Origin of the sequence: Streptomyces katrae (assembly GCF_000966975.1) — a bacterium.
In the GTDB taxonomy this organism is placed as follows: Bacteria; Actinomycetota; Actinomycetes; order Streptomycetales; family Streptomycetaceae; genus Streptomyces; species Streptomyces katrae.
On the sequence record NZ_JZWV01001606.1, the window covers coordinates 1 to 1848 of the forward strand.

Consider the following 1848-nt stretch of genomic DNA (forward strand, 5'->3'; position numbering starts at 1 on the left):
GAGTCAGGTCCCGCCCATCCCCCGTCCCGCCCAGCCGTCCGGCCACCGCCCGGCGGGATCCCGTCCCCACCCCCACCCACCCGCACCCGGGGAGGCGGGTGGGCAGGCACCGCCCCGCGCCCGCCCCTCGAGGGGGAAAAAGCGAGGCCGCGCCCCGGGACCCCCCGGAGCGCGGCCTGTGCCGTCAAGGCGCACCTACGCCAGCGGGCCCGTCACCGGTTCCACCGCCGCCACCAGGCCGCCCGCGCGGACGAAGGCGTCGGCCGCCGCGAGGTCCGGGGCCAGGAAGCGGTCCGGGCCGGGGCCCTCGACGCCCGCCGCGCGGACCGCCGCGAGGACGGCCTGGCTGGCCGGGGCCGGGGTGAGGCCGTGGCGCAGCTCCAGGGCGCGGGTGGCCGCGTAGAGCTCGATGGCGATGATGCGGGTCAGGTTGTCGACCGCGGTGCGCAGCTTGCGCGCCGCCGACCAGCCCATGGAGACGTGGTCCTCCTGCATGGCGGAGGACGGGATGGAGTCGGCCGAGGCCGGGACGGCGAGCCGCTTCATCTCGCTGACCAGGGCGGCCTGCGTGTACTGGGCGATCATCAGGCCGGAGTCGACGCCGGCGTCGTCCGCGAGGAACGGCGGCAGGCCGTGGCTGCGGTTCTTGTCGAGGAGGCGGTCGGTGCGCCGCTCGGCGATGGAGCCGAGGTCCGCGGCGGCGATGGCCAGGAAGTCCAGGACGTAGGCCACGGGCGCGCCGTGGAAGTTGCCGTTCGACTCGACGCGGCCGTCGGGCAGGACGACCGGGTTGTCGACGGCGGAGGCCAGCTCGCGGGAGGCGACGAGGGCGGCGTGCGCGATGGTGTCGCGGCCGGCGCCGGCGACCTGGGGGGCGCAGCGCACGGAGTAGGCGTCCTGCACGCGCGGGGCGGACTCCTCCTGGAAGTGCCCGGTGAGCCCCGAACCCTTCAGCACGGCGGCCATGTTGGCGGCGGCGGCGCCCTGGCCGGGGTGGGGGCGGATGGCGTGCAGCTCGGGGGCGAGGACCTTCTCGCTGCCGAGCAGCGCCTCCAGGGTGAGGGCGGCGGTGATGTCGGCGGAGGTGTACAGGGTCCGCAGGTCGGCGAGGGCCATGACCAGCATGCCGAGCATGCCGTCGGTGCCGTTGAGGAGGGCGAGGCCCTCCTTCTCGCGGAGCTCGACGGGCTCGATCCCGTGCTCGGCGAGGAGTTCGCCGGCCGGGCGGACGACGCCGTCGGGGCCCTCGGCGTCGCCTTCGCCCATGAGCGCGAGGGCGCAGTGGGAGAGGGGCGCGAGGTCGCCGGAGCAGCCGAGGGAGCCGTACTCGTGGACGACGGGGGTGATGCCGGCGTTGAGCAGGTCGGCCATGGTCTGGGCGACCGAGGGCCGTACGCCGGTGTGCCCGGAGGCCACCGTCTTCAGGCGCAGGAACATCAGGGCGCGGACGACCTCGCGCTCGACGCGCGGGCCCATGCCGGCGGCGTGCGAGCGGACGATGTTGCGCTGGAGCTGCGCGCGCAGCTCGGGGCTGATGTGCCGGGAGGCGAGGGCGCCGAAGCCGGTCGAGACGCCGTAGACGGGCTCGGGCTTGGCGGCGAGCGCGTCGACGATCTCGCGGGCGCGGCCGAGGGCTTCGAGCGCCTCGCCGGACAGCTCGACCCGCGCGTTGCCTCGGGCGACGGCGATGACGTCCTCGGCGGTGGTTCCGGAGGTCCCCACCACGACAGTGTGCATATCCATATTCAGCACCCTACGGACTGAATCCCTTCATGTCACTAGCTGAGAATGTCACGATCGGGTCCGCCTGTTACCCCTTACGGATCAACCTCCCCGACCGCACCCGCC

General features: G+C 74.7%; 1 protein-coding gene. It reads right to left on the minus strand.

Features of this window, described 5'->3' with window-relative positions; genetic code table 11:
* Positions 1 to 195 precede the first annotated feature (195 nt).
* Positions 196 to 1737, minus strand: a complete 1542-nt coding sequence (hutH, locus tag VR44_RS39570) for a histidine ammonia-lyase (protein ID WP_045952537.1) — start codon at positions 1735 to 1737, stop codon at positions 196 to 198.
* Positions 1738 to 1848 lie beyond the last annotated feature (111 nt).